At 73.1% G+C, this 23,686-nt stretch carries 20 protein-coding genes and 1 pseudogene; 4 read left to right on the forward strand and 17 right to left on the reverse strand.

Annotated elements, in window-relative coordinates:
• Positions 1-36: 36 nt before the first annotated feature.
• From IH80_RS0115275 to IH80_RS0115325, 11 genes and pseudogenes are all read right to left on the reverse strand, one after another.
• Positions 37-411, reverse strand: a complete 375-nt coding sequence (locus tag IH80_RS0115275) for a hypothetical protein (protein WP_030654066.1) — start codon at positions 409-411, stop codon at positions 37-39.
• A 106-nt stretch (positions 412-517) separates the two neighbouring features.
• Positions 518-937, reverse strand: a complete 420-nt coding sequence (locus IH80_RS0115280; RefSeq protein WP_030960883.1) for a roadblock/LC7 domain-containing protein — start codon at positions 935-937, stop codon at positions 518-520.
• Positions 938-1,008: 71 nt separating this feature from the next.
• Positions 1,009-1,800 (reverse strand): hypothetical protein, encoded by a 792-nt coding sequence (locus IH80_RS0115285; protein WP_030960884.1) that lies wholly within the window; start codon positions 1,798-1,800, stop codon positions 1,009-1,011.
• Positions 1,797-2,210, reverse strand: coding sequence for a hypothetical protein (locus IH80_RS0115290; RefSeq protein ID WP_030960885.1), 414 nt, complete (start codon positions 2,208-2,210; stop codon positions 1,797-1,799). The genes IH80_RS0115285 and IH80_RS0115290 overlap by 4 nt, the downstream gene beginning before the upstream one ends.
• 181 nt (positions 2,211-2,391) lie before the next feature.
• Positions 2,392-2,613 (reverse strand): annotated as a pseudogene (locus IH80_RS0115295) (helix-turn-helix domain-containing protein); the annotation flags it as partial.
• A gap of 127 nt (positions 2,614-2,740) precedes the next feature.
• Positions 2,741-3,361, reverse strand: coding sequence for a DUF6461 domain-containing protein (locus tag IH80_RS0115300; RefSeq protein WP_030960888.1), 621 nt, complete (start codon positions 3,359-3,361; stop codon positions 2,741-2,743).
• Between the two features lie 57 nt (positions 3,362-3,418).
• Positions 3,419-3,982, reverse strand: a complete 564-nt coding sequence (locus IH80_RS0115305; RefSeq protein WP_030960890.1) for a TetR/AcrR family transcriptional regulator — start codon at positions 3,980-3,982, stop codon at positions 3,419-3,421.
• A gap of 190 nt (positions 3,983-4,172) precedes the next feature.
• Positions 4,173-6,134: an APC family permease gene (locus tag IH80_RS0115310; protein WP_051809348.1), complete on the reverse strand. Its 1,962-nt coding sequence runs from the start codon at positions 6,132-6,134 to the stop codon at positions 4,173-4,175.
• Between the two features lie 51 nt (positions 6,135-6,185).
• The gene (locus IH80_RS0115315) at positions 6,186-7,649 is read right to left on the reverse strand and encodes a PucR family transcriptional regulator (protein WP_030960892.1); all 1,464 of its coding nucleotides are present in this window, start codon (positions 7,647-7,649) and stop codon (positions 6,186-6,188) included.
• Positions 7,650-7,818: 169 nt separating this feature from the next.
• A complete protein-coding gene (locus tag IH80_RS0115320) occupies positions 7,819-8,274 on the reverse strand; it encodes a (2Fe-2S)-binding protein (protein WP_030960893.1) in 456 nt (151 codons plus the stop codon).
• A 21-nt stretch (positions 8,275-8,295) separates the two neighbouring features.
• The gene (locus IH80_RS0115325; protein WP_030960895.1) at positions 8,296-10,524 is read right to left on the reverse strand and encodes a xanthine dehydrogenase family protein molybdopterin-binding subunit; all 2,229 of its coding nucleotides are present in this window, start codon (positions 10,522-10,524) and stop codon (positions 8,296-8,298) included.
• Positions 10,525-11,010: 486 nt separating this feature from the next.
• Between IH80_RS0115325 and IH80_RS0115330 the strand changes: the two genes are divergently transcribed.
• Positions 11,011-12,432: a PP2C family protein-serine/threonine phosphatase gene (locus IH80_RS0115330; protein ID WP_030960897.1), complete on the forward strand. Its 1,422-nt coding sequence runs from the start codon at positions 11,011-11,013 to the stop codon at positions 12,430-12,432.
• Positions 12,433-12,588: 156 nt separating this feature from the next.
• On the opposite strand, the gene IH80_RS0115335 is transcribed toward IH80_RS0115330, so the two are convergent.
• Positions 12,589-14,088: a hypothetical protein gene (locus tag IH80_RS0115335; RefSeq protein ID WP_030960898.1), complete on the reverse strand. Its 1,500-nt coding sequence runs from the start codon at positions 14,086-14,088 to the stop codon at positions 12,589-12,591.
• Positions 14,089-14,317: 229 nt separating this feature from the next.
• Here IH80_RS0115335 and IH80_RS0115340 point away from each other — a divergent pair, with 229 nt between their 5' ends.
• The 3 genes from IH80_RS0115340 to kstD all read left to right on the forward strand — a co-directional run bounded on the left by IH80_RS0115340 (position 14,318) and on the right by kstD (position 17,927).
• Positions 14,318-15,442, forward strand: a complete 1,125-nt coding sequence (locus tag IH80_RS0115340; RefSeq protein ID WP_030960899.1) for an aminoglycoside phosphotransferase family protein — start codon at positions 14,318-14,320, stop codon at positions 15,440-15,442.
• A 151-nt stretch (positions 15,443-15,593) separates the two neighbouring features.
• Complete coding sequence (locus tag IH80_RS0115345) at positions 15,594-15,986, forward strand: MmcQ/YjbR family DNA-binding protein (RefSeq protein ID WP_030960900.1); 393 nt, start codon at positions 15,594-15,596, stop codon at positions 15,984-15,986.
• Between the two features lie 147 nt (positions 15,987-16,133).
• Positions 16,134-17,927 carry a 3-oxosteroid 1-dehydrogenase gene (gene kstD / locus IH80_RS0115350; protein WP_030960902.1) on the forward strand — a complete coding sequence of 598 codons (1,794 nt, stop codon included), beginning with the start codon at positions 16,134-16,136 and terminating at the stop codon, positions 17,925-17,927.
• A 66-nt stretch (positions 17,928-17,993) separates the two neighbouring features.
• On the opposite strand, the gene IH80_RS0115355 is transcribed toward kstD, so the two are convergent.
• The 5 genes from IH80_RS0115355 to IH80_RS0115375 all read right to left on the reverse strand — a co-directional run bounded on the left by IH80_RS0115355 (position 17,994) and on the right by IH80_RS0115375 (position 23,449).
• On the reverse strand, positions 17,994-18,494 hold the full coding sequence (locus IH80_RS0115355; protein ID WP_030960903.1) for a hypothetical protein: 501 nt from the start codon (positions 18,492-18,494) through the stop codon (positions 17,994-17,996).
• A 76-nt stretch (positions 18,495-18,570) separates the two neighbouring features.
• Positions 18,571-19,329, reverse strand: a complete 759-nt coding sequence (locus IH80_RS0115360; protein WP_030960904.1) for a maleylpyruvate isomerase family mycothiol-dependent enzyme — start codon at positions 19,327-19,329, stop codon at positions 18,571-18,573.
• Positions 19,330-19,371: 42 nt separating this feature from the next.
• Complete coding sequence (locus IH80_RS0115365; protein WP_030960906.1) at positions 19,372-22,227, reverse strand: ATP-binding protein; 2,856 nt, start codon at positions 22,225-22,227, stop codon at positions 19,372-19,374.
• Between the two features lie 171 nt (positions 22,228-22,398).
• Positions 22,399-22,815, reverse strand: a complete 417-nt coding sequence (locus tag IH80_RS0115370; RefSeq protein ID WP_030960908.1) for an ACT domain-containing protein — start codon at positions 22,813-22,815, stop codon at positions 22,399-22,401.
• A 25-nt stretch (positions 22,816-22,840) separates the two neighbouring features.
• Positions 22,841-23,449: a hypothetical protein gene (locus tag IH80_RS0115375; RefSeq protein WP_030960909.1), complete on the reverse strand. Its 609-nt coding sequence runs from the start codon at positions 23,447-23,449 to the stop codon at positions 22,841-22,843.
• Between the last annotated feature and the right edge of the window lie 237 nt (positions 23,450-23,686).

Consider the following 23,686-nt stretch of genomic DNA (forward strand, 5'->3'; position numbering starts at 1 on the left):
GTGGCGGGACGCGGTCCGTCGCGGACGACGGCCCGTTCAGATCTCCAGTTCTGCTTCGATCTTCTTCAGCTGATGGCGTGCCATGGCGAGGTTGGCCCGCTTCTTGTCGAGGGCCAGATAGAGGAAGAAGCCCACGGAGCCCCTCCCCTTCATCAGCCGGATCAGGTGGTACTGGCTACCGAGGGTGATCAGGATGTCCTCGATCTCGTCCTTGAGGCCGAGCAGTTCCATGGTGCGGACCTTGGCGCGCACCACGTCCGTGTTGCCCGCCGCGGCGACCGCCAGGTCCAGGTCCTTGCCGCCGCCGATGGTGCCGAGGGCCATGCCGCTGCCGTAGTCCACCAGGGCCGCGCCGATCGCGCCCTCGATGAGAGTGGTGGCTTCCTTGAGCGCGGTCTCCACGTTGACCATGGGAGGTACCTCTTTCTCGTTGTGTCGTAGCTGGTTGTGAACCGATGTGACTGGCTGTAGTTGTCCTGAACGTGACGGGTCCTCCCTGGGGGCCGGCCCCGTCGCGTCAGGCGGTCCCGCCGCCGGAGACCCGGCGCGCGAGCGTGTGCTCGATCAGTTCGGCGATCCGCAGGCTGGAACGCCGGGCCTCCAGATGGAGGCGCCCGACGTTGACGCGCGGCTCGGCGGTCAGGGTGAGGACGGCCGCCACGCCCGCCGCGTACGTGGCCACGTACCCGTCGGCCCCGCGCACGAGCAGTTCGCGGAACGCTCCCTGGCCGGTGCTGTCACTGAGCCGCTGGGCCACGCCGAGGGCGGCCGCGGTCAGTGCCGCGACGGCCTCGGCCTCGGCGGCGGCGCTGTCCTGGGCCAGGACGAAGCCGTCGGCACTCGCGGCCAGGGCTCCGGTGAGCTGGGGTACGCGGGCGCGCAGCCTGCGGAGCTCGGCGAGTATCTCGGCCTCCGCCTCGGGGGGCACCGTACTCATGTCGGCCTTTCTCCTTTCGGGCTGCCTACGCTCGGAGCGGTCGGCACGTAGGGCCGGTCGCAGCGGGAGCCTCACAGGCTTGCCTCCAGTGCGTCGCGTAACCGGCGGAGCAGCGCCACGTCCGGGGATTGGGCCTGGGTCATCCAGTCGGGCAGGGGTACCTCGACCGGCGGGGGGGCCGGGCTGTGCGGCGTCTCGACCAGTCCGGCGGCCGCGAGGCGGCGTACGTCGAGCAGGGTGTGGAAGGCGGGCCGGCCCAGGAGCCAGGCCAGGTCCGCGGGGGTGCGTAAACCGTCGGCCCGGTCCAGCAGGATCCGCTGCCGGGCGGTGACGGTCTGGCCCGGCGCGGCCGCCCGGGGCACCACCGGGGCGGTGTCCAGCAACGGGTACGGCCAGACCGCGTCGAGCAGTTCCCGGCGGCGCCGGGTCTCCCGTTCGACGGCGGCCGCCGGGACGGAGCGGACGGAGCCGATCCAGTGGGTGGCCCCGCGGCGGAACCGGGAGGGTCCGCTGCCCGGGGACAGTGCGAAGAAGGCGGCGTCGAAGATGGCGGCGAGATGGCATATCTCGAGCTCTCCGCCGGCGAGCCCGCCGCTGTCCACGAGGAAGCGGGCGACCTGGCGCCGGGCGCCGGCCCGGTCCACCGCCTCGCGCCAGCGTTCGGGGGCGAGGCCGCCACCGGTGGTGAGGAGGACGTCGAGGCCGGGAGTGGCGGGGCTCTCCGCGTGGACTATTCGGCCGTCCTCCAGGAAGAGGGTGCCGCGGTCGCGGAGCAGGGCTCCGGTGGCCCGCTCCGCGGCGAGCCGGGTGAGGAGGGGGGAGACGGCCGCGAAGGCGGTCGGGGCCGTTGCCGGGCTGGTCATCTGAGCACCAGCCCCTCGGCCAGGGACCTCAGTTTGAGTCGTGCGAGGGCGAGGTTGCCGTCGGCCCGGTCGAGCCAGACGTGCAGGAAGACGCTGCTGTCGAAACTCGTCTCGACGAAACGCAGGACGTGGAAGCCGCTGCGCGTCGTGACGATCAGGTCCTCGACCGCCGGGTCGACGGGAGCCGTCCCCCCGCCGTGGGCCGGGCCCGGCTCCGCACGGGCGAAGGATTCGTACTCCGCGGCCGCGCGGGCCAGCTCGGCGGTCTCGGCGGCGGTGGTCTCATGGTCCCCGACCGGTGATTCCCCGATGGTGCCGAGAGCCAGTCCGCTGCTCCAGTCGACCAGCGCGGCCCCGCGCGCACCAGGCAGGGCCATGGCCTCGAGCAGGCATTCGTCGATCCCGGGCACGCGGGCTCCCCTCCCGGCCGGACGTGCGGTGTGCACGGTTGTGCGGCGCGACAGGAGGGAACTTACTCAAGTTCCGCGGGGCGAAAGGGCGTTCTGGCATTTTCCGCTGGAACATGCCATTCAGCGTGTATGAGCTTGGCCGGAACGCGTCGGAATTTGATCACGAAGCCAGCGGAAGATCGTCCGCGAGACGGAACGAGCCGCCCTCCCGCTCCACGTAGCCCTCGTGGGTGAGGGTGCGGAGCAGGTGGTAAACGGTCGGCAGGGGGATCCCGGTGACCCGTGCGAGCCGTTTGGCGGTCACGCCGCCTTCCGCGGACATCGCTTCCAGGAGCCGCAGGGCCCGCTGCACGGAACCGATCAGGGTGGGTGTGCTGTCCTTCTGGATGCGGTCGGTTCCCATGAATGGTCCCCCTGCTCCGGTACGAGGCCTGGCAGACCCATCAAAGTCGCTCGTCGGCTCCAAAACCAGCGGACTCGCGTAAACCCGAGCATAAGATCACCGGACCCGGGGTCACGGGCCGGACCGCCTAACGGGTGCACGTGACGTACGCCGGGAGCGGGGTGTCCGCGATCAGGCGGCGCGGCAGGGCCAGTCCGAAGCGGTGCTCCAGGACGGCGAGGGTGCGGCGCTCGCGGGTCTCGTCCGGCTCGTCGTCCGGGCCCGCGCTGGAGCCGTCCGGGCCGAGGAGGCCCGCCGCGACCAGCTCGGGGAGCAGGAAGTCCGGCCGGTGGCCGCCGCGCCAGCATTCCTCGCCGAGCCCGAAGCAGCACACCAGCTCGCCGTCGCGGGCGTACGCGAACTGCTTGGGCGGGTGGTCGGGCTGCGGGTCGAGGTGGACGGCCTCGACCCCGGCCCGGGAGACCTCGGCGAGGCGTTCCGCTCCGGCCGGCAGGCCGTGCTCGACGGCGAAGGACCAGCCGCCCCAGCTGCCGACCCGGGCCACACCGTCGCCGTCCGCGGTCTCGCTGACCATGCTCCAGGCGGCCGGGGCGCAGAGGGGTCCGGGACGGACGCCCGGGACCGCGCCGAGCCGTGCGGCGAGCTCTTCGGGACCTATGCCCCGGGCGAAGGTGAGGCCGGCGAACCATTCGCCCCAGTCCGCCAGCCACTGGATCCCGCAGGTCCTGCCCTCGGTGATGTCCGCCATCCTGCACTCCCCACGGTCCGTCCCGCGATGCCGGTGCTTCCCCCACCGGCACGATAGTCAGTCCGCGGACGTCCGGGGGAGGAGTCGCTCGACCATCGTCTGGATGAGCCCCTCCGCCGGGTGGGCCTCCAGCAGCCCCGGCACGGTCAGGTCGTCCACGATCAGCCCGAGCATCGCCAGGTAGAGCAGGACCACGCCCTGCCGGTCGCCGGGCAGGCCGGCCTGAAGGTGCCAGTCGATGTTCGCCTCCAGCTCGGCGCCCTGGAAGGCGGCCAGCTCGGCCTGGAGCTCCGGCCGCCGCAGGCCCTCCAGACGCAGCTCCAGCATCGCGATGTGGACGCTGCGCTCGCGCCGCATCCTTTGCAGGAGCCCGCCGAGCAGCACTTCGGTGTCGAGCGGTCCCATCAGGTCGGCCGGGTCCGGGACCAGCCGCTCCCTGGTGCGGTGGAGGATCTGCACGAGCAGCTGGGCCCGGTTGGCGAAGTAGTTGGAGGCGGTGCCGGTGGGCACCGCCGCCTCCGCGTCCACCGCGCGCAGCGTGAGGCCGCGCGAGCCCTCGCGCGCCAGGACTTCGATGGCGGCGTCGAGCAGCGCGGCGCGGCGCTGCGGGTTCTGGCGCATGGAGCGGGTCCCTGGGTCGGTAGGTCGGTGGGCCGGGTGGGGGGCCGACTTCCCGGCGGACTTCCGGCCCGCCGGAGCACTGCAGGCGCAGTGCTTTGCCCACGGTAGCGGACGCCTGCGGTCCGGCCTCGGCCGCCTCCCCGCCCGCCTCCCCGCCTCGCCCGCCTCCCGCGCCCCTCCAGCCGTCCCGCTAGTCGTCCCGCTGGTCGTCCCGCCGCGCGGCCTCGACCGCCTTCGCGGCCTTCGCCGAGTCCAGCAGGTACGGCACGTCGATCACCGCGACGCCCGGCGTGAACAGCAGGCGCGCCTTGAGCCGCAGGGCGTTCTGGTTGTGCAGGGGCTGTTCCCACCAGTGGCCGACGACGTACTCGGGGATCACCACGGACAGCATGTCCGTCGCCGGTTCGGCAGCCAGTTCCTCGATGTGCGCCAGGACCGGGGCCACCACCTCGCGGTAGGGCGAGTGGAGGATCTTCAGCGACAGGCCGGGATCGTGCTCCTCCCACGCCGCGCGCAGCCGGGCAGCCTCCGTCTCGTCGGCGGCGACGGTCACCGCCGTCAGCGTGTCCGGGCGCAGCCCCTGCGCGTAGCCGATGGCCTTGAGGGTCGGGGCGTGCACGGCGGCGACCAGGACGAGCACGTGGTGTCGGGCGGGCCGGCGCGGCTTGGCGTCGGGGGCGACGTCGACCTGCCGGGCGACCTGGTCGTAGTGGCGGCGCACGCCCTTCATGCCGGCGAACAGCAGGGGCATGGCGATGACGACCAGCCAGGCCCCGTGGGTGAACTTGGTGACGAGGACGATGACGAGGACCAGGGCGGTCAGGGCGGCGCCGACGGCGTTGATGGTGAGCCTGCGGTGGATGTGGACCCGCTCCTCGCGCGGGGTGGCGGGCGAGGCGAGCGCCTTCCGCCAGTGCCGGACCATGCCCGACTGGGAGAGGGTGAAGGAGACGAACACACCGATGATGTAGAGCTGGATGAGGCGGGTCAGCTCCGCGTCGAAGGCCACGATGAGGGCGACGGCGGCGAGCGCGAGGAGCACGACGCCGTTGGAGTAGACGAGCCGGTCGCCGCGGTTGTACAGCTGGCGGGGCGCGTACCGGTCCCTGGCCAGGATCGAGGCGAGCATCGGGAAGCCGTTGAAGGCGGTGTTCGCGGCGAGGATCAGCACCCCGGCGGTGACGGCCTGCAGCAGGTAGAAGAGGAAGTGCCAGCTGCCGAAGGTGGCCCGTCCGATCTGGGCGAGGGCGGTGGAGGTCGGGGTTCCCGGGGGCAGGCCCAGTTCGGTGGGGTCGGCCGCGACGTGCACCTCGTAGGTCATGGCGAGGGCGGTGATGCCGGCGAACATCGTCACCGAGAGGAACCCCATCGCGGCGAGCGTGGTCGCGGCGTTCCTGGCCTTCGGTTTGCGGAAGGCCGGGACTCCGTTGCTGATCGCCTCGACGCCGGTCAGCGCGGTGCAGCCCGAGGCGAAGGCGCGCATCGCGAGGAACACCAGCGCGAGTCCGGTGTAGGTGCCGGTGGCGATGATCGGCAGGTCGGCGGATTCCGCGCGGATGGTCTGGCCGGTGCCCAGGCGTACGGCGGCGACGGCGAACATCAGGTAGATGACGAGGACGAAACCGTAGGTGGGGATGGCGAAGACGCGGCCCGACTCCCTGACGCCGCGCAGGTTCATCAGGGTCAGCAGTGCCACGAAGGCGACCGACATGACCACTTCGTGGTCGCTGAGCGCGGGGACGGCCGAGGTGATGGCGGAGACCCCGGAGACGACGGAGACCGCGACGGTCATCACGTAGTCGACGAGGAGGGCGCTGGCCGCGGTGAGGGCGGCGGTCTGTCCGAGGTTCTCGGCGCTGACGACGTACGCGCCGCCCCCGCCGGGGTAGGCGTGGCAGGTCTGGCGGTAGGAGGCGATGACGACGACGAGCAGGAAGACGATGGCGGCGGCGGCGTACCAGGTGAGGTGGAGCAGGGCGACGCCGCCGAGGGCCAGGATCAGCAGGATCTCCTCGGTGGCGTAGGCCACGGAGGAGAGAGGGTCGCTGCAGAAGATCGGCAGGGCGAGCCGTTTGGGGAGCAGGGTCTCGCCGAGCCGCGCGCTGTCGAGGGGTTCACCGACCAGCACGCGCTTCGCATGGATACGCCTCATTCGGGCATGATCGTGCATTTTTCTGAACGATCATCCCTTGTGGAGCTTGTGTCACTCGACGAGCTCTTCGGCCCGGTGGGCCAGCCACAGGTCGTACCGCACGCTCGGGGACTGCAGCAGCGAGCGCTCCAGCAGGGTCTCGATCCGGGCCAGCCGCTTGCGGGCCCCGGGGACGGACACTCCGAGCGCGGCGGCGGCCGGGACGAGTCGCGCGTCATGGGCCAGCCAGGTGCGGACGGTGTCCCGCGCGCCGGCCGGGGCGTCCGGGCCCGTCAGCCGGCTCAGGTGGGCCCTGGCCCACTCGGTCAGCCGTGGATCGCGCAGGACCGCGTCGAGGCCGGGGGCGTCCGCCGGGGCCGTGGAGCCGCTCCCCCGCCCCGCGCCCGGGGTCAGCCGCAGCGCCAGCGAGAGCGCCGCCTGGTCACCGAGGCGGGTGAGGTCCAGTCCGAGCAGCGTCTCGATCAACCGGAGCCTGGCGGCCAGGGTGTTGCGGTGGACCTTCAGCAGCCGGGTGGCGTGCGAGCCGAAGTTCAGCCAGGCGTTGGCGGTGGCGCGCAGTTCCTGCCCGTCGGGGTCCTGGGGGCGCCGGGGTTCGTAGGCGTCCAGGGGCTCGAGCAGGGTTCCCGCCCAGTCCGCCCCGGCCTCGTGGGCGGCCAGCGCCAGTTCCGGGCCGGGGCCGAACCGGGCGTGCCGTTCACCTCGGCCGCGGGCGACGGCCAGGGCGTGGAAGGCCTGGGTGTAGGCGGTCGGGGCCTGGCTGAGGGCCAGCTCTCCACTGACCCCGACCGCCCCGTCGGGGGCCACCGCCGACAGTGCTCCGGCCAGGGTGTCGTGGCCCGCGGACACCGCCGGCGCGTCGGCCGGGACCAGCATGATGAGGTGGCGCACGTAGACCGGGCAGCGCACGACCCAGGCCCGGCCGCCGGTCAGCTCCTGGCACACTCGGGCCACTTCGGCGAGACGCCCGGTGCGGCACTCGGCGACGTAGATTCGCATCGGGTCGGGCAGCGAGGGCCGCAACGCCTCGGCGATCTGGTGGGCGGTGGAGAGCTGGCCGCTCATCAGCAGGCGGAGCACGGCCTCACGGGACCGCGCCTCGGCGACCGCGGCCCGCGCCTCCCGCCGCTCGGCCTCCTCGGCGCGCAGTACGAGGGCCAGCGGCACGACGGCGTCCGCCAGCAGCGCGGGCGCCTCGGCAGGGTGGGGCAGCGGGAGGACGGCGGCCAGCGCACGCCGGTCGTCCAGCGCGAACAGCAGGGTGGCGGATCCGGCGTCGTGCAGCACGGCCGACCGCACGCCCCGGGCGCTCATCTCGGCGGCGCCGCGGACGGCGGCCGCGGGCCGCTGTTGCCCCTGCTCCGGGCCGCCCGGGTCGACCGGGTCGCCGCCACCGGCGGCGTGCTGGACCACACCGGTCCATCCGCCGAGGCGGGTGGCGAGCCATTCCAGCAGCGCGGCCGACCCCCCGCCGTGGGCGAGCCGGTGGAGCTTCAGTACGTCGTCGGACCGTGACACCGGCGCATTCAACCACCCGCCGCACGCTGTGCGCTGTGATACCGGTCTCGCCCGGTCACTGGGCAGGACGAACCCTGCGCACAGCCACCCGCCCGCATAGGTTGGTCCACGAGCGGCCGGATCCCGGGGCCATGGTCACGGACACGGGGGAGGCGCCGGGATCCGCCGCTCACATCCTGGCGGCCGCGCTGCGGATGGCCTCCCGGATGCGGAAGTAGGTGCCGCACCGGCAGATGTTGGCGATGGCGTCGATGTCCTCGTCCGTGGGCTCGTTGGTGCGCTGCAGCAGCGCGACGGCCGCCATGATCTGACCGGGCTGGCAGAAACCGCACTGGGCGACGTCCTGTTCGAGCCAGGCCTCCTGCACGGGGTGCAGGTCGTCACCGTCCGCGAGCCCCTCGATGGTGGTCACCGCCCGTCCCGCGCACGCCGACACGGGCACCACGCACGGACGGACGTCCACCCCGTCGAGGTGGCTGGTGCAGGCCTTGCAGACGTCCACCCCGCAGCCGTACTTGGGGCCGTGGACGCCCAGCATGTCGCGGAGCACCCACAGCAGGGGCAGGTCGTCGGGCGCGTCCACGGTGACGCTCCGCCCGTTGACGGTGAAGGTGTGCGAGGGCACGGCGTACTCCTGGCTCGGCGGCTAGCGGGGGTAGGGGGTGAAGTCGACGTCGAAATCGAGCGGGAAGCTGCGCGGCTTCGAACCGGTGGCCCGGGCCCAGGCGTTGGCGACGGCGCCGACCGCGGCGGGCACGCCGAGCTCGCCCGCGCCGCCGGGCTCCGTACCGGTGGCCGGCAGCACGAAGACCCGTACGTCGCGCGGGGTGTCGCGCTGCTGCGCCCAGTGGAACTGGCTGTAACTGCCTTCCAATGGCAGGCCCTTGTCGATGTGCAGCCCGGCCCGCAGGGTGGTGGAGATCGCGTCGGTCAGACCGCCGATCATCTGGGCCTCCAGCCCGCGCGGGTTGACCGGCAGGCCCACGTCCACGGCGATCACCGCCTTGGTGACACGGACGCGCTGCGGATCGCGGGTGTCGATCTCGACCAGGCACGCGGCACGGGACTTGTACTCCTCGTGGAAGGCGATGCCCTGTGCACAGCCGGGTTCCATCGTCCGCCCCCAGTCGCCCTCCGTGGCGGCCTTGTCCAGGACGGCGCGCTGGGCGTCGGTCTTCAGGAAGGTGCGCCGGAAGCGGTACGGGTCCTTGCCGGTGGCAGCGGCCAGTTCGTCCACCACGATCTCCTCGGCTCCGCGCGTGTTGGCGGAGTACACGGAGCGCCACGAGGCGGTGGGCATCCCGGTGGGCACCTCGGTGAGGGCCTGGGTGGTGAGGCCGAAGTGGTACGGGGACTTCACGGTGGTGTGGAACAGGGTCTGGGCGAGGGTGGCGTTGCCGATGCCGAGCGGCAGGTGCGCCGCGGTCGCGGTGATGATCTCGCCGAGTCCGTGGCGGAAGTCGGTCTCGGCGGCGGCGACGCGGTGCTCGAAGCTGAGGACCTCGCCCAGCAGGTGCGTGGCGCGGATCCTGTGGTGGGTGGCGGGGCGCATCCGGCCGTGTCGGGTGTCGTCGACGCGGGTCCACATGAGCTTGACCGGGCGGCGGCAGGCCCGGGAGATCCGGGCGGCCTCCAGCGCGGCGTCGAAGAAGAGCCGCCGGCCGAAGGAGCCACCGGCCTGGACGACGTGCACCGTCACCTTGTCCAGCGGCAGGCCGAGTTCGGCGGCGATGGTCTGGCGGGCCACGACGGGGGACTTGAGGCCGGACCAGATCTCGGCCCGGTCGTCCCGTACGTCGGCGACGGCGCAGTTGGTCTCCATCGGGGCGTGGCTGACGAAGGCGAAGTCGAACTCGGCGTCCACGTACGGGGTGAGCAGCGGCGGCACCAGCAGCGGCGGGGTGGCGGCGCGCAGCCTGGTGCGGATCTCCGCGTCGGAGAGCCGGTCGGCGGGGCCGGGGCCCCAGGTGACCCGGAGGGCCGACGTGGCGGTGATGGCCTGCCCGAAGGTCTCGGCGACGACGGCGACCCCGGTGGGGACGGTGACCACGTGCAGCACCCCGGGCATGGCCCGGACCTCGGCGAGGTTGGCGACCGTGCGGACGGTGCCGCCGACGGTGGGCGGACGGCGCACCACGCAGGGCTTGGCGCCGGGGACGTCGAGGTCGAGGGTGTACCGCTGGGCGCCGGTGACCATGGCGCGCGCGTCGACCCGGCTCGTCGGCCGGCCGACGAGGGTGTGCTGCGCGGTCTTCTTGGGGGTGGCGCCGAGGACGACGAGGCCCGGGTCGGCGGCAGCCGCGGCGAGTTCGCCGTAGCGGGCGGTGCGTCCGTCAGGGGCGCGGACGGTCCCGTCCGCGGTGGTCAGCGACCCCGGGGAGAGGCTCCAGCGGTGGGCGGCGGCCGCGACGAGGCGGGCCCGCGCGGTCGCCGCGCACTGGCGGACCGGCCCGTAGAGGGAACGGATGGAGTTGGAGGAGCCGGTGAGCTGGTTGAACAGCAGCTCGGGCCGGGCGTCGTCCAGTTCCACGCGCACGTCGGCCAGGGGTGCGTCGAGTTCCTCGGCGACCAGCATGGCCACCGCGGTGGTGAGTCCCTGGCCGACCTCCTCGCGCGGCAGCCGGAAGCGGACGGTCCCGTCCGGCTCCACCGCGAGGGCGAGCAGGGCGGAGGTGGGCGCTCCGGCCAGGATGAACAGGTCGCCGAGGTCGATCACGTCGGCGATGGCCGGCAGGGACGGCACCACGGCGCGGGCGGTCTGCGGGGCCAGCGCGTCGGCGCCGGTCCGGGTGACCAGGGCGAGGGTGGGCGCCGCCACGAGGTAGGTGAGGAAGGAACGCCGGCTGCCGCCGGTGGCATGGTGCTGCCCGCTCAATGTCGTGTCCCAGCGCTGCGCGGGCCCGCCCGTGCGGACCTCCCCCGGTTTATTACCGGCACGTAGGGTAGCGACCCGGGGCTGGGGTGGGAAGCCTCGATTCCACCCACGTTCCGGCACGGGTGTCATCCGTTCGGGGGTATCGGGGCGCGCGCAGTGAACCGGGAACCGCGTGCGTCCGTCCGCCGCAACGCCTCGCACACATCGGGCGTTTGATCGAGTCGCAGGGGGTGGATGGCCGGATTCCGGCCGTCGGTCCCCACCACGCCCCGTGCCCCACCAGTGGGCACGCGTTTCCCGCCCCCGAACCGCCGCTGACCGGATTCGTTCGCACGCGACACGAGGCCCCGCAGGCCTGCGGCATATACCAGAAGCAAGAACGTAGCGGATGTTGCCAAACGCCTTACACAGCGTCGCCGCCTGTGCAACAGTCGTTACCGGTCCTTCCTTCAGACTTGGCCGTGCCGCGCCTGTATCGGAGTTCTCATGCCGTCCCACCTGTTCGCGGACCGTCCCGCGCAGCCGCCCGAGCCGGGGTCGGTGGACGCGCTGATCTCGCAGACCCGGCGCCTGCGGGGAGACGTGGACGCGGTCCGCCGCGACACGGTCGTGGACGACGACGACGCCCAGGGCCGCTGGCAGCGCGCGCTGTGCGACCTCGCCGTGCACCACCTCGACGACCTCCGCGAGCACCTCGGCCAGCTCAAGGAAGGCCTGCCGCCGGTTCCCGAGACCACCGCGTTCCCGCAGGCGGCCCCCGAGACGGCGCCCGAGGCCCAGACGCGCGTGGGCAGCGCCGAGTGGAACCTGCTCACCGACGAGGTCAGCTGGTCCGACGAACTGTTCCAGATCTTCGGCCGGTCCCCCGAGTCGGGCGCGCTCCCCCTCGACGAGCTGGGCTCCACCCTGTTCTCCGAGGACCAGCCGCTGCTCACCGCGTGGGTCACCGCCTGCCTGGTGGACGGCAGGCCGATCGACGGCGAGTTCCGCATCGTCCGGGCCGACGGCAGGGTCCGGACACTGCACATGAGGGGCGAGCCGGTACTCGACTCCGACGGCTGCACGGCGTCCATGTGGGCCGTGCTGCGGGACGTGAGTGAACTGCGCCGGAGCCAGCGGGCCGTGCGCGAGTCCCGTGACTCGCTGCAGCGCCAGCGGGAGATCGCGCAGACCGAGCGCCGGCTGGCGGTCGAGCTGCAGGAAGCCGTGCTCCCCCCGTGGCGCGGCTCCCTGCGGTTCCCGCACAGCGGTACCGGCACGCTGGACGTGGCCGCGCACTACCTGCCGTCCGCGAGCAGCGCGCTGATCGGCGGGGACTGGTACGACGCCCTCAAACTCCCCGACGGATGCTCGATGCTGACGGTCGGAGACCTGACCGGGCACGGGGTGACCGCCACCTCCGGCATGGCGATGATGCTGGGCGCCCTGCGCGGCATGGCCATGGCCGGGATCGCGCCGGGCCCGCTGATGGGCTGGCTCAACCAGCTCCTCGAGAACTCCGTCCAGCCGGCCCTCGGTTCGGCCGTGTGCTGCCGCTACGACCCCGCACGCCGGGTACTGTCCTGGGCCCAGGCGGGCCACCCCGCCCCCCTGCTGTTCCGCCGCGGGTCGGGACGTGCCCTGACACCGCCGGAGGGCGTCCTGCTGGGCGCGACCTCCGGAGCCACGTACGGGCAGGCCGAGGAGCGCCTCGAGGCGGGCGACGTGCTCGTCCTGCACACGGACGGTCTGACGCCGCGCAGCATCGAGTTCAGCCGGGCGGACGGGACCGAGCGGCTGCTGGCACTCGCCCCGCGGCTCTCGGCGGCCCGGTCCGCCCAGGACTGCGTGCGGCTCGTGATCGAGGAGTTCGGGGAGAGCGAGCGGGAGGACGACGCCTGCGTGCTGGTCGCCCGCGTCGGCGGCTAGTCGCACGGTCACGGCCGGCCGCGGGATCGGCCGTACGGACTTCAGGGCCGCGCCGGAGGGCGCGGCCTTTCTCGTCTGCGAACCCGTCGTCGACGTACCGGCCGTGGGGAGACCGGAAGGCACGCGGAACCGTGGCACGCGGAGGCGGCCGGCGGCCTACACCCCGGTGGCCGACCGGCCGCTCGGCGCCGGGGAGTCGGGGAGGGCCAGCTCGATCTCCTGGCGCAGGTCCTCGATGCGCGCGAACCCGGCGTACTGCGCGGTGAGCCGGTACATCTCGCGCAGCCGGTCCCATGTCCGGTGCGAGGAGGTCTCGTTCATCGAGACGAGCGCCAGGCGGGCGTAGCGGTCGGCCTGTTCCGGCTCGTCGGCGATGAAGCAGGCGGACGCCATGGAGATGTAGTCGAAGATCTGCGAGCGCTGGTAGCCCTCGCCGCGCAGCCGAAGGGCTTCCCTGGCGTGGCGCGCGGCGATCGGCGCCGCCGTGGCATCGTGGTCGGCGAGGGTCCGGTAGGCGAGGGCCTGCATGCCGTGCAGGTCCGCCTCGTCGAAGTGCTGCATCCAACTCGGTGGCGGTACGTCGCCCTTGTCGGAGACGAAGAGCTCCTCGGCCTCGCCCAGGGTGCGGCGCATGGCCTGGCCCTTGCCCATGGCGGCCTGCGCCCAGGCCTCGATGGTGTGCAGCATGGCGCGGGTGCGCGGGAGGGTCTGCTCGCCGGAACCGGACTGGGCGAGCTTCATCAGGTCCAGGGCCTCGTTCGGCTTGCCCAGGTGGACCATCTGGCGGGCGGCGCGGGACAGCGCTTCACCCGCGCGGGGGCGGTCGCCGCCCTCGCGGGCCGCATGCGCGGCGATGACGAAGTACTTCTGCGCGGTGGGTTCGAGGCCCACGTCGTGCGACATCCAGCCCGCAAGGACCGCCAGGTTGGCCGCCACCCCCCAGAGCCGCCGCTGGAGGTGGTCGGGGTGGTGGTAGGCGAGCATCCCGCCCACCTCGTTGAGCTGGCCGACGACGGCCTTGCGCTGCAGCCCGCCGCCTCTGGACGCGTCCCAGGCGCGGAACACCTCGACGGAGCGCTCCAGCGCCTCGATCTCCTGGGAGCCGATCGGGGCGGCCTCGTAGCGGTCGTATCCCGCTGGGTCGGCCTGGAAGGAGTCACCGAATCGCCCGGGGGCCTGCTTCGCCCGGGCGGGGTCGGTGTGCAGCCAGTCGTACATGGCGTTGGTGAGGGCGGAGCCGGCGGTGAGCACGGCGCCCGCGCCCATCAGACCGCGTCGGTTGAGCATGAGGTCCATTCCCGTGAATTCGGTGAGGACCGCGGCTGTGCGTTCGGGCGCCCAGGGCATACCGTCCGGGTTCTCGCGAACCCCGTCCGGCTGCCGTCTGGAAGTGCGCCGCTGCCGTACGAACCCGAGGTCCTCGATGGTCACGACACGACCGAGCCGCTCGGTGAACAGTGCTGCCAGTACCGTGGGCACTGGTTCGCGGGGGCTCTCCCCCATGTCGATCCAGCGCCGCACCCGCGAGGTGTCGGTGGCCAGCTGCGGGTGGCCCATGGCCGCCGCCTGCCGGTTCACCATCCTCGCCAGTTCGCCCTTCGACCAGCCGGCCAGGCCGAACAGGTCGTTCAAGCGGGTGTTCGGACCTTTGCTCACGTCAAGCCCCCAGGTTCTCGGCTGAGTTGACAGTAGCCCGCCGTCAGATGCCCAGCGACTATTCGCCAGGCTTCGCCAGGGCACGCCCGATGGTTCGCCACCTTGCGCCGGGTGTCAGGTAGGAATGCGCCTCCCCGCCCCGGTCACCGGCGGAACTCCCCAGGGTGAAGCACGGGATCGGCGGGGTGGCGTACGCAACTCGTCGGCGCACGAAGGGATCCGTATCACCATGTACGCAGCAACGTCCTCCGTGTCCGCACCGGTCCGGTCGCACCGCACGCTCCCGGCGGGCGGCGGCCCCTACCTCGAACCCGGCCGCCCGTCGGCACCGGTGCAGGGCAGCGTCCGCGCGCGGCGCATGCCGGGTACGGGATCGCAGCCCGTCAGCGGAAGAATCGACCTCTCGGGGCCGCAGGGGGCTCAACTGCGCACCGCGCTCGCCTCGGTGCAGCGGATCTGTCCGGAGTTCGCGCCGGTGCAGGTGCTGCGGCGCAGCGGGCGCTCGGTCCTGCTGGTGGGCACCACCGGACGCATGACCGCCGTGGCGAAGGTTTTACTGGACCACTCGCCGGAATGGCGTGAGCGCTACCGCCACGAAATAGCGGCGTACCGGGCGTTCGTCCGGCACCGCCCGCCGGTCCGGGTACCGCGGCTGATCGCCGCCGATCCGGAGAACTGCACGCTGGTGGTGGAACGGATGGCGGGCCGGGTCGCGGCGCTCCAACGGCACCCGGTGGAGCCGCCGCCGCGGGTGGACCTCCGGGCGGCACTGGGCGCGGTCTGCCGGGTCAACCAGTGGCAGCCGCCGGCCGAGCTGTTCGGGACCCCGATGAACTACGCGCGGCGGATCGGCCGCGACTACGAGTTGGGGCTGCTCACCGACCGGGACCTCGGGGACCTGCAGAAGCTGCTGCACGGGGTGAAGATGTCGGGGACGGCCCTGCAGTTCAACCACGGCGACGCGCTGCTGTCGAACCTGTTGCTGTCCCCCGCCGGTCCGGTGCTGCTCGACTGGGAGCACGCGGGCTGGTACCTGCCGGGTTACGACCTCGCCACCCTGTGGACGGTGCTCGGCGACGCCCCCGCCGCCCGTGCCCAGATCAGCCGGCTCGCCCAGTCGGCCGGTCCGGCAGCCCGGGACGCCTTCCTGATCAACCTGATGCTGGTCCTGACCCGGGAGATCCGGATGTCCGAGACGGCGGTGCAGCGCTCGATGCTGGCGACCGCACCGACGCAGCAGCTGCCGGCGGGCGTCCTGTCCTCCGGGGAGGAGCAGCGGCTGCTGCTCCGCCGCCTGCACGACGACGCGGGGATGGCCCGCAGGGCGGTCCGCGCGGCGGTGGGCACCCGCTGAACCTCCCGCCCCTTTGACGCGAAGTCCCGTGGCTCCCACCGCCACGGGACTTCGCTCGTTCGCGCTCCGCAAGCGCGGTGCGGAAGCCCGGCGCACAGGGCTCCGCTAGCGTGGAAGCCCTGGGGGAACAGACGATCGACGGGAGGCGCTGATGACGTCCGGAGTGCGCAAGTGGGAGGCGGTGCGGGAGTTCGCCCTCGGCCTCCCGGAGGCTTTGGAGGACCACCCCTGGGGTCCGGAGGACTGCGTGGTGAAGGTGAACAAGAAGATCTTCGTCTTCCTGGGCAACACCGACGGACCGGGACAGCCCGGGCTGTCGGTCAAGCTCAAGGACGAGGCGCTGCACGGGCACGCGATGTCCGCGCCGGGTGCGGAACCCACCGGGTACGGCCTGGGCCGGTCCGGCTGGGTGTCCATCCCGCTGGCGGACAAGGGGGCGCCGTCCGTGCAGGTGCTGTGCGAGTGGGTGGAGGAGAGCTACCGCACCGTGGCCCTCAAGCGTCACGTGAAGGAGCTGGACGCCCGGAGCCGGGCGGAGGACTGAGCGGAGGACGGGGCGGAGGACCGAGTGGAGAGCCGTGTCGCCGGCGCCGGATGGCTTGACATCACATGATCCCCCGAACACCTTTTCTGACTCAGCATCAGACATGCTGGAGCCACCCTCTCCTCCCCACTCCGCTGGAGCCCGCCCATGTCCGCAAGCGCTTCACGCACGCCCCCCGCCCCCCTCCCGTCCAGACGCGCCGTCCTCGCCGGTACGGGGGCCGGGGTGATCGCCGCCGCCGTGCTGCCGTCCGGCGCCGCACGGGCCGACGGCATGCGGGCGGGGCCGCCGCTCGGTGAGTACGACGTGGTCGTGGTCGGTTCGGGGGCCGCCGGGATGACGGCCGCGCTCACCGCCGCGAAGCGCGGGCTGAGCGTTCTGGTGATCGAGAAGGCCCCCACCTTCGGCGGGTCGGCCGCACGTTCCGGGGCCGGCATCTGGCTGCCCAACAATGCGGTGATCCTGGCCGCCGGGGTGCCCGACACCCCGCAGAAGGCGGCGGCGTACCTGTCCGCCGTCGTCGGGCCCGGGGTTCCGGCCGACCGCCAGGCCGCGTTCCTCGCCCATGGCCCCCGCATGCTGGACTTCGTGATGGCCAACAGCCCGCTGCGGTTCCGTTTCATGGAGGGGTACAGCGACTACTACCCCAACCTTCCCGGCGGTCTGCCGAACGGCCGGTCCATCGAGCCGGACCAGATCGACGGGAACATCCTGGGTGGTGAACTGGCCCGCCTGAACCCGGCGTACATGCCGGTGCCGGCCGGGATGGTGGTCTTCAGCCAGGACTACAAGTGGCTGAACCTCGCGGCGGTGAGCGCCAGGGGGCTGGCCGTGTCCACCGAATGCCTGGCGCGCGGCACCAAGGCGGCCCTGCGCGGCGAAAAGCCCCTGACGATGGGTCAGGCGCTGGCGGCCGGACTGCGGGCGGGACTCCAGCGGGCCGGGGTGCCGTTGTGGCTGAACAGTCCGCTGGTGGACCTGGTCCAGGAGGGCGGCGCCGTCACCGGCGTGGTGGTGGACAAGGAAGGTGTGCGGGGAGTCGTACGGGCCCGCAAGGGGGTGATCGTCGGCTCGGGCGGCTTCGAGCACAATGCGGCGATGCGGGTGCAGTACCAGCAGCAGCCGATCGGCACCCAGTGGTCGGTGGGCGCGAAGGAGAACACCGGCGACGGCATCCTGGCCGGTCAGCGGGCCGGGGCCGCACTGGCGTTGATGGACGACGCGTGGTGGGGACCGTCGATCCCGCTGCCCGGGGAACCGTACTTCTGCCTGGCCGAACGCACCCTGCCGGGCGGGCTGATCGTGAACGCGAACGGCACCCGGTTCGTCAACGAGGCGGCCCCGTACAGCGATGTGGTGCACGTGATGTACGAGAAGGACCGGGGCGCGGCCGGTTCGCACATTCCGGCGTGGCTGATCGTGGATCAGAACTACCGCAACAAGTACCTGTTCAAGGACATCCTGCCGACGCTGCCCTTCCCTGACGCGTGGTACGAGGCGGGCGCGGCGAAGAAGGCGTGGACGTGGGACGCGCTGGCGGGCCAGATCGGCGTACCGGCGGGCGCGCTGCGGTCGACGCTGGGCCGGTTCAACGCGCAGGCCTGGAGCGGTACCGACTCCGACTTCCACCGGGGCGACACCGCCTACGACCACTACTACACGGACCCGAACGTGCTGCCGAACTCGTGCCTGGCGCCGATCTGGGTGCCGCCGTTCTACGCGTTCAAGATCGTGCCGGGGGACCTCGGGACGAAGGGCGGCATCGTCACCGACGCGCGGGCCCGGGCGCTGCGGGCGGACGGCTCGGTGATCCGCGGCCTGTACGCGGCGGGCAACGCCAGTGCCGCGGTGATGGGCCACAGCTACGCGGGGGCCGGGTCGACGATCGGTCCCGCGATGACGTTCGGCTACGTGGCGGCGAACGACATCGCGGAGGCGTGATCGGGCGGGACCGGCCGTGCGGGGCGGTCCCGGGCCCCGCGGGTCGGTCCCGGTGACCCGGCGGGGTCAGCCCTGCTGGAAGAGCTCGGCGGGGAGCGGCTTCAGGAGGGCGTAGAGGTCGTCGGTGATCGGGCGGTCCCAGCTGGCGATGGTGACCAGCACGTTGTCGCTGCGGTCGAACTGGACGCAGGAGATGCGGGACTCCGAGAGCTTGATCTTCCTGACGATGAGGAGGTTGTCGCCCTGCATGACGGGGCAGTCCTCGACGCCCGTGACCTCGACGTCCTCGTCGTTCTCCAGCGCGTCGAGGAGCTGGGCCACCTCGAAGGGGACCTGGCCGTCGGCGAGGTCCCGGGCCGGGGAGCCCTCGGGGAGGTTTCCGATGATCATCGCGGGGCCGCGTCCGCCGAACAGGTCGTAGCGGAGGAAGACGCCCTGGCAGCTGCCGTCGGGCGCGGGCAACAGCCCGGCCCCGAGATTGCCCGGCCAGTCCCCCGGGTCCATGGCCAGGACATCGAAGTCCGGGCCGGCGGGTGTGGCGGCGCGGTGGCGGCGGAGGAAGGACATGCCGCCATGGTACGTGGCCGCAGGAGTTTTACGGCCCGGGGGCCCCTCATCCCACCCCCGCCCGCGACCGGGCCCGTCAGACGGGTGGGACCAGGGTGAACCAGTGCGCCAGCAGGTCTGTGTCGCCCGTGACGTGCAGGGCCGTGGGCGGGACGCGGCGCCGGAGGAAGAGGGCCAGGTCCGAGGCGGAGCCGGCGGCCTCGACGGTCACCGGCCCGGGGGAGCCCGGCTCCAGCAGCACCTGGTCACCCGAGAAGAGGACGGTCCAGGATTCCGGTCCGTCGGTACGCCGGAAGCGGTACCTCTCCCCCGTACCCGGCGGTGCGTGCTTCCAGGTGCGGCGGGCCGGTGCCATGACCTCGACGCTCCGGGTGACGGCGTCGACGGCGACGGCCGGGTCGAGGGGGCCGGGGGTCCCGGTGGCGGATTGGGCGTCCCACCGGTGGACGGCCGGCTCGATCAGCTGCATCCGCAGCCAGAAGCCGGAGGTCTGTTCCTGCGACCAGGTCCACACGGGGGTGTCGGGCCCCAGCTGGCGAAAGAGCTCCGGGAGCTCCCGCGCGCCCCGGGCGAACCAGTCGGTCACAGCGTCCGGGCCCGTCCGCGGCACCGGGAACCTCGGGTGGGGATCCGGCCGGGCCGGCGGGGCCGTGAGCCGTTCGCGCAGCACGTGCGCGAGGAGGCGGTGCACTCCGCCCAGGTGCCCGACCAGGTCGGTGACCGTCCAGCCGGGGCAGGAGGGCACCTGCGGTACCGGATCACCCCGGTCGTACGCGTGGCGGACCGCCTTCTCGAAGGTCCCCGCCTCGGTCCGGAACAGGGGGATCCTGTCGATGTGGCCCGTGGGTCGACCCTGCCCGCCCGGCGGCGGCCCCGATCACGTTGAGCTACGGGCGAACGCTTCCAGGGCGGCGCGCAGCCCGGACCTGTCGGTGCCGAGTTTGCGGCAGGCGGCGGACAGCACCCAGTCCGGGGACGCCGGCTCGGGCTCCTTCTCGGTGCGTACGGCGAGGTCCGCGGCCCGGATCTCCTCCTCGGTGACCCAGTCCGCCCGGGGCGGCGCGGGCGGCAGGGCGCCGCCCAGGCCCGTCAGGGTTTCGGTCGCCGCCTCCACCAGCCAGTCGGCGCCGCACTCCCGGGCCGTGACCACTGCTGCAGTGAGCAGGTCCGCGTCGCGCAGCCCGTAGCCGAGCGCGGCCAGGGCGCGGGCCAGTTCGTAGCCGGCCGGTGACGCCGAGAGCAGGGTGACCGCCTCCCGGAGCAGCTCGGTCCGGTCCTGTGGGGCGGCGACCTCCGCCGCCACCCGCAGGGCCTGGCCGATGGCGGAGGGGGCGCCGAAGGCCCTGGCCCGCCGGACGGCGTCGGCGGCGAGGGCGCGGGCCCGCTGCGGATCGTCCAAGGCGACGGCCCGCGCGAGGTGCAGCTGCCACGGGCACCAGGCCGGGTTCTGGATGCCGCGCGGGGTCAGCCGCCGGTCCACGGCCTCCAGTTCGGCGACGGCCGCCTGCACCTCGCCCCGGGCGAGCAGCAGTTCGGCGTAGACGGTCTGCGAGTCGGGGAAGACCACGGCGGCCGGGAAGGGTGCGCCGAACTCGTGCTCCTGCGCCAGCTCCCAGGCCTCGTCGACCCGGCCCCGGGCGAGCAGTGTCGTGAGGAGGATCGCGATGGCGTACCAGTGCACGGGGGTGCGCCGGCCGACGCGTTCGGCGAGCCGCAGTCCGGACCGGGCCAGTTCCTCGGCCTCCACGAGCCGTCCACGCCGGTAGCGGATGTAGGCGCGCAGGCTGTAGGCGAAGGACAGGTGGGCGCCGCGCCAGCCCTGGCGCTCGAACTCGGCGGTACCCTCCTCGAACAGTTCCTCCGCCCGGCCGGGCCGGTCGGCGTACATGTGGACCATGGCGGCCAGCACCGGGACCTCGAAGCCGCGGTCCTCGTGGGCCCAGCTGAAGGGCCGTTCCAGGACCCGGGCGGCGTGGTGCAGCACCACGTCCACCGGTTCACCCCGCAGGCAGGCGTCCCAGGCGCGCAGGGCGATGACGTACCGCTCGGTGAGGTCGCGGCCCGCGAGGCGGTCGGCGAGCCGGGTGAGGCGCCGGGAACGGGCCGGTGAGTCGGTCTCGGCGGCGTTGAAGGCGTCCCACATGAACTGCTCGGACTGCAGGCGCAGCCGGGCCCGTACGTCCGGGGTCTGGGCGATCTCGCGGGCGAGTGATTCCGAGGCCTCGGCGAGGCGGTCGCTGTGCGCGAGGACCTGGGCGAGCCGGATGACGATGCCCTGGCGCAGGGCCGGGTCGTCGAAGGGCTCGGCGAGGGCCGCCCGCAGGTGGTTGACGGTGTTGGCGGGCTCGGTCAGCAGGGAGGCGCAGCCCAGTTCGTACAGTACGGCGGCGCGTTCGTCGAAGTCCGGTGGCTCGCGCAGGGCGCGGGCGAGCTGGCGGCGGGCGGCGTCGGGGGCTCCGGCGCGGAGGTTCTCCGCGGCGGCCTCGCGCAGCGTGCGCACCACCCAGGGGTCGTTCTCGGGGTGGGTCTCCAGCAGGTGGCGGGCTGCGGCGGAGGAGCCGAGGCCCGCGTCGACGACGGCGGCCGCGGCCTTCCCGTGCAGGGCGACGCGCAGTGCGTCGGGGATGGCGCGGTAGATGGCGGTGGCGATGAGGGGGTGGACGAACTCCAGCCCGGTCTCGCCCTCCTGGTCGGACGTGGATCCGGCGGCGGACAGGATGCGGGCGTCACGCAGGCGCGTGGTGGCGCCGGCGGCCTCCTCGCTGCCGAGGGCGGCGACCCGGGCGGCTATGTCCTGCGGGATGGCGGTGCCGAGGACGGCGCAGGCCCAGGCGAAGCGGACGGTGGAGGGGCCGAGGCGTTCGAGGCGGGCGACGAGGCCGCTGCCGCGCTGTGCGGCGGCGAGGTCGGCCAGCTGGGCGGCGTTCTCCTCGACGGGCCGCAGTCCCCTGCCCCGGACCTTGGCGGTGAGTTCGACCGCTTCGAAGGGGTTGCCGGTGGTGACGGCCCAGGCCTCCTGGCAGAAGGCGTCGTCGGCGTGGTCCCCGAGGGCCTCGCGGACGAGGGCCGCCACGGCGGCCGGAGTGAGCGGGGCGAGGGGCAGCGGGCGCTGTCCCGCCCGGCCCGGCAGCGTACGGAAGGCGTCGGCGTGCGCGGGCAGTTCGTCGGGGCGGTAGGCGACGACGAGGAGCAGGGGGAGGTGTTCGGCGCGCGGGGCGAATGCGGCGAGCCAGCTCAGGGACTCGGGGTCGGCCCAGTGGGCGTCGTCGAGGACGAGGGTGACGGGGGCGCGTTTGACGACGAGGTGGGTGAGGACCCAGTCGAGGCCGTCGCGCAGGCCCTGCGGGTCGGGCGGGGCGCCCTGTTCGGGGGCGCAGAGTCCGAGGGCGGGGCCGACGATGGAGTACCAGCTCCCGAGGGCGGCGCGCAGTTCCTGTTCGGAGTGGCCGGCCAGTTGCGGCTGGATGAGCTGGCGGGCCACGTGGAAGGGCTGGCTCTGCTCCTGTTCGCCGCCGCGGGCGGCGAGGACGGTGCAGGAGCGGGCGTGTGCGCGGCGGCGCAACTCGGCGAGCAGCGTGGTCTTGCCGAGTCCGGCGGGCCCGGAGAAGGCCAGCAACGCGCCGCCGGCGTCCGGCCCGGGACCGGTGAGCTGGTCCAGGGCCTCTTCGACGATGGCGAGTTCGGCGTCGCGTTCGACCATGGTGCGCCGTGTGCGCGTGCGGTGGTCCGTCATGGCTGGTACCCCCCAGGCCTGTTCTGGGAGATCAGCGTACGCCCGCGCACATCGCGGGGGCTCCCAGTGTCGGAAAGAATCCGATCTTCTTTTCCGACCGGGCTTCGGCGGGGATCCGGCGGGGTTCCGACAAGGGTCCGAGCAGGTTTCGAGGAGTGTTCGAGAGGGCCCTCAAGCCGATCGGTCCTGTCCGGAACGTAGCGCCAGGTCTTCCAGGAGGGCCACGGCCTCGGCAGCCCTGTCCGCGGCCACGAAGAGGTGGTCGTGGTGGTGTCCGGCGATGACGTTGCAGCTCAGGCCGTGGGCGCCGAGCTCAGTGGCGAAGGCGGCGGTGAGGCCGACGGCGTCGAGGGCGGAATGGACGCGCAGGGTGATCCAGCCGGCGGTGTAGTCGTAGGCGAGTCCGGCGGCGTCGGCGTCCTCCTGGCGCAGGACGAGGGTGAGGCCCTCGGGCTCCAGGACGGTGGCGACGGGCGCGGTTCCGGCGGGGACGGCCGTGCCGGGGACGGTGCAGAAGACGTACACGCCCTCGTTCAGCTCGGGGCGCATGCCGCTCAGCAGTTTCCGCAGGTCGCTCTCTCCGCTCATGCCGCCACCCTACCGACCGGCCGGGTCAGTCCAGGGGGAGCTGGAAGTACGCCGTCTCGCGGAAGCCTGCGGCCGGCGGCTTCACCTCCACGGTGACCGGGACGCCCTTCGTGCTCGGCTTGACGCGGACCGGGACGGTGCGCTTCCGGTCCGCGCCCAGGGGCGGCATGAGGGCGGCGGCGGACTCCTGCGAGTTCAGCCAGTTCAGGCTGTACCCGGAAGCGCCGTCGTCGAGCGACCGGCCGGCGCGCACGGCCAGGGGCGCGTGGCCGTACTCCGAGACGGCGGAGGCGGCCGACTCCCCGCCCGGGCGGAGCTCTTCGTCGGTGTCGTTGTCGTAGGTCACGGTGAGGCTGTAGGTGCCGTCGGGCTCCGCGCGCGGGCGGCTGACGGTGATCTTCAGCCCGTCCTCGTACCGGGCGGTCGCGCCGGGGCCGAGGGGGTCCGCCACGTATCCGGACGGGCCGCTCTGCTCCAGCTGGCCGTAACCGTCGAGGCCCTTCTCGAACTCGGCCAGTGCCCAGGCGCCGAGGCCGGCCAGGCCGAGGAGGCAGAGGGCGGCGACCGTGCAGCCCTTCAACCACCGGGGTGTGTCCGTGGTCGGCGTGTCGGTGGGGGTCCGGTCCGTGTCCATGCGGGTCACTCTAGGCAGGGGCGTTCCCGCGGATCATGAGCGGGATTACTCAACGGGGGTACTCAGGGACCGTCTGAGTAGCCGGGGCCGCCCGACGGGGTCCGCCGTTCCACGGGGTCCGCGCAGTCCGCCATCCCGCGCAGTCCGCGCAGTCCGCGGAGTCCGCGCAGTCCGCGGAGTCCGCGCAGTCCGCGGAGTCCGCGCAGTCCGCCTTCCCCCGGGTCGGCCCCGCCGGGG

The sequence above is a fragment of the Streptomyces sp. NRRL S-378 genome (assembly GCF_000720645.1).
Classification (GTDB): Bacteria; Actinomycetota; Actinomycetes; order Streptomycetales; family Streptomycetaceae; genus Streptomyces.

Bases quoted from the DNA above. Each gene is read 5' to 3' on its own strand.
- IH80_RS0115310 (WP_051809348.1), bottom strand. From the start codon at position 6,134: ATGAGGCGTATCCATGCGAAGCGCGTGCTGGTCGGTGAACCCCTCGAC.
- IH80_RS0115285 (WP_030960884.1), bottom strand. From the start codon at position 1,800: ATGACCAGCCCGGCAACGGCCCCGACCGCCTTCGCGGCCGTCTCCCCC.
- IH80_RS0115275 (WP_030654066.1), bottom strand. From the start codon at position 411: ATGGTCAACGTGGAGACCGCGCTCAAGGAAGCCACCACTCTCATCGAG.
- IH80_RS0115370 (WP_030960908.1), bottom strand. From the start codon at position 22,815: ATGAGCGGAGAGAGCGACCTGCGGAAACTGCTGAGCGGCATGCGCCCC.
- IH80_RS0115330 (WP_030960897.1), top strand. From the start codon at position 11,011: ATGCCGTCCCACCTGTTCGCGGACCGTCCCGCGCAGCCGCCCGAGCCG.
- IH80_RS0115340 (WP_030960899.1), top strand. From the start codon at position 14,318: ATGTACGCAGCAACGTCCTCCGTGTCCGCACCGGTCCGGTCGCACCGC.
- IH80_RS0115280 (WP_030960883.1), bottom strand. From the start codon at position 937: ATGAGTACGGTGCCCCCCGAGGCGGAGGCCGAGATACTCGCCGAGCTC.
- IH80_RS0115375 (WP_030960909.1), bottom strand. From the start codon at position 23,449: ATGGACACGGACCGGACCCCCACCGACACGCCGACCACGGACACACCC.
- IH80_RS0115345 (WP_030960900.1), top strand. From the start codon at position 15,594: ATGACGTCCGGAGTGCGCAAGTGGGAGGCGGTGCGGGAGTTCGCCCTC.
- IH80_RS0115355 (WP_030960903.1), bottom strand. From the start codon at position 18,494: ATGTCCTTCCTCCGCCGCCACCGCGCCGCCACACCCGCCGGCCCGGAC.
- IH80_RS0115300 (WP_030960888.1), bottom strand. From the start codon at position 3,361: ATGGCGGACATCACCGAGGGCAGGACCTGCGGGATCCAGTGGCTGGCG.
- IH80_RS0115365 (WP_030960906.1), bottom strand. From the start codon at position 22,227: ATGACGGACCACCGCACGCGCACACGGCGCACCATGGTCGAACGCGAC.
- kstD (WP_030960902.1), top strand. From the start codon at position 16,134: ATGTCCGCAAGCGCTTCACGCACGCCCCCCGCCCCCCTCCCGTCCAGA.
- IH80_RS0115305 (WP_030960890.1), bottom strand. From the start codon at position 3,982: ATGCGCCAGAACCCGCAGCGCCGCGCCGCGCTGCTCGACGCCGCCATC.